This is a genomic window from Microcoleus sp. PH2017_24_DOB_U_A (genome assembly GCF_020738205.1).
Classification (GTDB): Bacteria; Cyanobacteriota; Cyanobacteriia; order Cyanobacteriales; family Microcoleaceae; genus Microcoleus.
This window is the reverse complement of the sequence record NZ_JAEQCT010000185.1, coordinates 1-5,610: the sequence shown is the minus strand read 5'-3', so window position 1 is coordinate 5,610 and position 5,610 is coordinate 1. Positions and strand designations below refer to the sequence as shown.

Sequence of the window (5,610 nt, the reverse complement as noted above, 5' to 3'; positions counted from 1 at the left end):
ATTACCAATTACCAATTACCAATTACCAATTACCAATTACCAATTACCAATTACCAATTACCAATTACCAATTACCAATTACCAATTACCAATTACCAACTGCCTAATACATTTGAGATTCAATTTCGTCAAAAGTAACAAAACGTTCACCGGGCAACAAAACGGGATGCGAAGCAAAAATTAGCTGACCTCGATCGCTTCCTTGACTGACAACTACACCGGCAGGACGCTGCATCTGCTCGGAATGCACTTTCAAATACATACCATAGGCCGATCGAGCAACTCGGATCAAATCGGGAGCGATCAAGCTGTGACTTTGGGAAATTTCTATCCGGTGTTCTGAGTTGGGCTGGTATCGGGTCACGGGAAACTTATGATAATGGTATAGGTCTAGCTATTGGTTTTGGCTTGAGATCGATCGAACTTACCTTATTTTTTAAGAATAGACTAGGTGGAAATTAATACATTAACTTACAATCCTCCCTTGGCTGCGATCGAACTGCGACTGCGAGCTCTCCTTTCGTCTGAACTCTACGCTGGTGCGTGGGTAGATCCATCGCCGGCGACGTTAATGGGGGTTTTCGAGCACCTGCGGAGTCTCCGCTACATCCTCCACGACTACGTGCCCAGGCCCGTGTCCGAATCTCCGGCCAACCCTGGGGAGGTTCGCTACCAATGGCAAACAGGCACTTTGCTATTCACAGATTTAGCTGGGTTTACGTCGCTGTTGGAAGCAAACACAGCCCAGGGGCGCAAGGGCGCTGAAACGCTGTTGGGGGTGATTAACGACTATTTTGCCTCAATGATTGAAATCGTCAGCAAGTCGGGGGGGGATTTGCTGGAGTTTACAGGAGATGCGCTGCTGGTGCAGTTTCTGGGAGGGATTGACCAAGAGGAGGATACAGCTAGGGCGGTGCGGGCGGGTTTGCGGATGCAGCGGGCGATGGCTAAATTTGCCAATATCGAAACGGCACGGGGTGTTTTGTCTTTGAGGATGCGGGTGGGTATCCATTGCGGTCGCTATATTAGTGCTGATATCGGTACACCGCTGCGGATGGCTCACGTACTGCTGGGGCATTCAGTCCAGCAAGCCAAGCAGGCTGAGGGTTCTGGGACTGTGGGGCGGGTGTGTTTGACTGAAACTGCTAGTTCGTCTTTGGGGGAGCAATTTCGTTTTGAATCGTGGAAGCCCGGTTATTTGTTGGTGGCAGATGATTTCACGGACGATCTACTCGGAGAGTACGATATTACTTTGACTGGGCGGCGGATGCCAAGTTCGATATTGCTCGATCGCACGGTATCGGGTTTGGTGAGCGAAATTGAGGAAGCTGTGAAGCGGGTTGAACCCCTTGCTAGTTATATTCCCAAAACCATCTTGAGACTGCTGGTTGAAAATGCCGACAGGCGGAAAATCCCGCCGGATTTTCCCGAACCGACGGTGATGTTTGTCAACTTGATCGGTTTACCGGAGTTGGTGGACAAAGCAACGCCAGCGGAGGAAGCTAATCTGGTATTGGGCTGTTCTCGCGTGTTTGCGCTAATTGATGCTGTGGTGTCCGCGAAAGGGGGCGTCTTGCAAAAAGTAACGGCGCATTTAGACGGTTCGGATATATTGATTTATTTTGGTGTACCGGACGTTCATACCGACGATCCACGTCGCGCGGCGAGTGCGGCGATCGCAATTCGGGATCTAATTGCCAGTTTACCTCCGATCGTTATCGGCGGTGAAAATGTGAAAGTAAGCTGTCAAATTGGGCTGTCTCGGGGCCCTGTGTTTGCTGCTGAGGTTGGGGAACCGCGAGGGCGCAGGGAGTTTAATATCCTCGGCGATACGGTGAATACGGCTGCTAGGCTGATGAGCAAGGCGGGGGAAAATGAAATTTTGATTGGCGAAAGGGTGTTTGAGTCGATCGGGCTAAACTTCGATTGCGAGGCTTTGGGAGCTGTTTCTTTGAAGGGCAAATCTGCTCTGACTCCGGCTTTTGTGCTGCACGGTTCAAAGGTGGAGAGGGGAAAAGGCAGCGTTTAAATAAATTTTAAGACCTAGGCAAGTGGTATTATTGGCTACTCGCACAGACTAAACTCCGATCGATATTTCACCGTTCCGCTGCAATCCTGCAAAGCACCTCTTTCTAACTCCAACACCATAAAAGCTTCATCAGGTACATCATATTCGCATCGCAACATCTTGCTACTAGCAGGAACGAACCCGAAACGCGAATAGAAATCAGGAGATCCCAGCACAACCACTGCCTGAAAGTGCGATCGGGCGCACTGTTTTAAACCCTCGCGGATCAGCAGCGATCCGATACCTTGCCGCTGATAGTTTGGTAAAACTGCGACTGGCGCCAACCCCAGAATTGACAAAGTGCTAGAACATTCTCCTGCGATGACAACCGGACTGAAGAAAATGTGTCCGACTACTCGATCCGATTGTACCGCAACCAAGGAAAATGTAGATGCAATTCCCCGCAGGCGATCGACTAAGTTTGCCTCATTTTCTCGCCCGAATGCCACAATATTGACATTGCGAACAGTTGCTAAATCTTCTGGCTTTTCAGTACGGATATCCATAGCTAATACCAAGAATGAGAAATCAATGCAACGGGTGCATCTCAGTTTTGCATTTAATAGTGCTGTCCCCGCTCACGTATTATACGATACGCGAGTGGGGACGCTCGCACTATAAGAAAAAAATGCTTTTTATAAAAATGAGATGCTCCCAATGCAACGATATTGGTAGGGTGTGGATTCCTCGATAGTATCCAAAAACCGGCGAACAATCTATCGAGCGACGCACCAACGATATTGGTAGGGTGTGTCGTCCTCGATAGTATCCAAAAAGAGGCAAAAAATCTATCGAGCGACGCACCATAGACAATATTTTATAAAACAAACTCAACATCAATTATTGTAGCAAGGATGTTTTAAATTGGTATAATTCCTGTGAAAGCTACACTCGAATATAGCTTTGCATTCCCTCTGCCGGCAAAACAATCAACCGCTGATTTCTCAAGTCCGGTTCTAAACCCAAATCTTCGAGGGGAATTAAGCCTAGTAAAGGTTCTTCTCCTGCGGGAATTTCTACACAATCATATCTGCCTTCTCTGCCAGCCACAGCAATACTGACATCTTTGAACAGACGAAATTGTCTGGCTCCTATTGCTGTATTTCCTTGGATTTCACCAACTAGGGTTAAACCTAACTGACTGATAATATCTGCTGGCAAACAGAGTCGAGTTGCTCCTGTATCGACTAAGACGTTATCGATGGTGATAGAGCGTATTTGCTCTGGGGGGATGAACCCTCTTTCTCCCAGGATTTCATCAATGTGATTGGTCACGGTTATTGTTGCGGTAACTCTGCCCATTTTTTTATCCTTTTGTTTTGCTATAGAATGTTTTCGTTGATTTTTGATAGAAAAATATACAACCTAGGGTGCATATTCTATATTTTAACAATATTTGTAATTGAGCGCAATATTTTTATTCATTCCTATTTTTTTTACTAATAAATCTTGCACGTTAATAGCAAAAATGCTCTCTAAATATTAAGTTGCGAAGCTTCTTCCATTGTTGTTTAGAAACATCTGCGCGAGTTTTGTCACCCGATGGATCGCGGATAGTCCAAATTGTATCTGCAACGCGATCCTCTTCGAGGGCTCCGCTAACAAGCGATCGCCCGTGAGAACGATAGTCGAAGTCCCAGAAAGCATCACCGGCGCAATCTCCTGGTGTAGCAATCATTTCGCGATCGACTGTACGGCGAATCGCATTCCATTCGCGGATGTAGATAGGAGAATCGTCCGATCGCAATTTGCGATCGCCTAATTGAGGATTAACCTTGTAGAAAAACCAATCCGTAAGATTATCCACGGCTTGAGTTCGTGATTCTAAATCCCGCGCTGTAGCACAGTCTAGATTTGGGCCGAGAAACATGGCAAAAGTTAACATACACACTGCGGAAAACTTCGAGATTGACTCGATCGATCGCGATTTAATTAGCATAGTGATGCGCTCCAGTCTTATAGTCCACAATTAGAAAGAAACATCTCGCGTCGAATTGCTGACCATTCGCCGATGCCAATTTTATCGCTTTTGGGGATTTGCTGTCCAGTCCGTTGAGGATGGCGGCTGTAAAAAATTGTATCTGCAAGGCGATCGTAAGTCTGTTCGTAAGTTTCGCCGTTAATTGTGGTGAATTCCCATCCTGTCTCTCCTGGGGCGGGCCTAAAGCAGACTTCTTGTACCGACTTGACTCGCGGATCGATCGCCTCGCGTAATTTTTGCCATTGATTGCTATATTCGCGATCGTCCGTTTGGAGTTTGCGATTGTTTAGTTGAGGATTTACCCTGTAGAATAGGAAGTCTGTCAATCGATCGACGGCTTGTTCTCGCGATTCGGCTTTGGCTGGATGGGGGCCCAGGAGGAGAAGGGCGATCGCAAAAACACAAACCATTAATAATCTGGAGAGGGGTTTAATTGACAGCGACTTGACTAACATAGCAATTTGGCATTAATTCCTACTGATATCTCCACCATCTTAACCTGCACTTACGCAAGAGTCCAGAAAGCAGATTTTCATCAGAATACTTCGTTACAGTCCGTAAGTAGATGAGTGGGAAAATACATAAGTATGTCATTGCGAGCTCTTAGCGAAGCAATCGCAATCGCTATGATATCATTCCGATACTACCGGAAGTGATACAATTTTCTGTTATTCCTGAAGTTCTGCTAATAACTGTTCCCCGAAAGGATGTTCTTGCAATTTCTCATATGTCAAATCTCCTTTGCTAATGCCTTCCCGACACAATCCAACATAATTTTTCCAACACATGAGAACTTTAGGATGATTTTCTGGCAATTTGGTGCGAATAATTTCCGCTGCATCAAAATACAGCCATTCCGCTTCCGAGTACCTTCCTTGGGATTTATAAAGTTCGGCTAAATTGTTGAGATCAATGGCTAAACTAGGGTGGTCTTCAGGGAGTGATAGTCGGTATATTTCTAAGGCTTGTACATATAGAGGTTCCGCTTCCGAGTACCTTTCTTGAGATTTATAAAGTAAAGCTAAATTATTGAGGCGTGTGGCTAAACTAGGATGGTCTTCTCCAAGCACTCGCCTGTCTATTTCTACTGCTTGTAAGTACAACGGTTCAGCTTCAGAGAACCTACCTTGAGAACGATACAGTACGGCCAAGTTATTGAGAGAAATAGCCAAACTAAAATGGTATTTTTGGAGCGATCGTTTGTCTATTTCTAATACTTGCAAATATATAGCGGTTCTCACAAAGATGAGGTACGTTGTTGGGCTTGGGCCCTCTTAGTTTAAGGGTTATATAAGCTGTCAGTCATACCTCATCTTTTTGAGAAAGGCTATAGTATTTCCGCTTCAGAATATCTTCCTTGAAATTCATAAGATATCGCTAAATTTGTGAGGCTATTACCTAAACTGGGACATTACTCACAAGTTAAGCTAAAAGCACTGTTGTCAATGAGTAATCTTACTCATTTTTTTACCGAGATACCAATTAAAATATGACTCCATTTGTTCCTTTATTATTGAAAAAAAATTGTTCGGGACTTCTTTGAGTTCCAGGGAAAGGAGAA

7 protein-coding genes are annotated in these 5,610 nt (G+C 45.3%); 1 reads left to right on the top strand and 6 read right to left on the bottom strand.

Translation table 11 applies throughout. From position 1 onward, the window contains the following. Window positions 1-103: 103 nt before the first annotated feature. Window positions 104-364: a hypothetical protein gene (locus tag JGK07_RS32570; protein WP_293186221.1), complete on the bottom strand. Its 261-nt coding sequence runs from the start codon at window positions 362-364 to the stop codon at window positions 104-106. Between the two features lie 87 nt (window positions 365-451). Between JGK07_RS32570 and JGK07_RS32565 the strand changes: the two genes are divergently transcribed. Then, complete coding sequence (locus JGK07_RS32565; protein WP_293186222.1) at window positions 452-2,029, top strand: adenylate/guanylate cyclase domain-containing protein; 1,578 nt, start codon at window positions 452-454, stop codon at window positions 2,027-2,029. Between the two features lie 35 nt (window positions 2,030-2,064). On the opposite strand, the gene JGK07_RS32560 is transcribed toward JGK07_RS32565, so the two are convergent. The 5 genes from JGK07_RS32560 to JGK07_RS32540 form a co-directional block, all read right to left on the bottom strand. Further along, complete coding sequence (locus tag JGK07_RS32560) at window positions 2,065-2,574, bottom strand: GNAT family N-acetyltransferase (protein ID WP_293192693.1); 510 nt, start codon at window positions 2,572-2,574, stop codon at window positions 2,065-2,067. 379 nt (window positions 2,575-2,953) lie between these two features. Next, window positions 2,954-3,370 carry an aspartyl protease family protein gene (locus tag JGK07_RS32555; protein ID WP_293192696.1) on the bottom strand — a complete coding sequence of 139 codons (417 nt, stop codon included), beginning with the start codon at window positions 3,368-3,370 and terminating at the stop codon, window positions 2,954-2,956. 154 nt (window positions 3,371-3,524) lie between these two features. After that, the gene (locus JGK07_RS32550; RefSeq protein ID WP_293192698.1) at window positions 3,525-4,007 is read right to left on the bottom strand and encodes a hypothetical protein; all 483 of its coding nucleotides are present in this window, start codon (window positions 4,005-4,007) and stop codon (window positions 3,525-3,527) included. Between the two features lie 17 nt (window positions 4,008-4,024). Continuing rightward, on the bottom strand, window positions 4,025-4,504 hold the full coding sequence (locus JGK07_RS32545; protein ID WP_293192700.1) for a hypothetical protein: 480 nt from the start codon (window positions 4,502-4,504) through the stop codon (window positions 4,025-4,027). Window positions 4,505-4,717: 213 nt separating this feature from the next. Further along, window positions 4,718-5,290 carry a tetratricopeptide repeat protein gene (locus JGK07_RS32540; RefSeq protein WP_293198906.1) on the bottom strand — a complete coding sequence of 191 codons (573 nt, stop codon included), beginning with the start codon at window positions 5,288-5,290 and terminating at the stop codon, window positions 4,718-4,720. Window positions 5,291-5,610 lie beyond the last annotated feature (320 nt).